Consider the following 233-nt stretch of genomic DNA (forward strand, 5'->3'; position numbering starts at 1 on the left):
ACGTGCCGCCGATGCGTCACGACCGGTTGCAGGAGCGCTGGAGCGGCGGCGACCTGGCGGTGCTGGTGGCCGGCCGCGACGGCACCACCGTCGCCCACGCCGTACGCCGCCTGGTCGCCGCCGCAGCGCCCTTCGCGCGGGCGCGGTGGCGCCAGGTGGGCTCGTGGAACCCGACCGACCCCACGGGCCGTCCCCAGACCGGGCGCAACCTCTTCGGCCAGGTCGACGGCTCC

The 233-nt window shown here is 77.7% G+C and carries 1 pseudogene; it reads left to right on the forward strand.

The features are described 5' to 3' along the window. Positions 1-233: pseudogene (locus QWJ41_RS21465) on the forward strand (Dyp-type peroxidase domain-containing protein); the annotation flags it as partial.

Source organism: Nocardioides cremeus, from assembly GCF_030518195.1.
GTDB lineage: Bacteria > Actinomycetota > Actinomycetes > Propionibacteriales > Nocardioidaceae > Nocardioides > Nocardioides cremeus.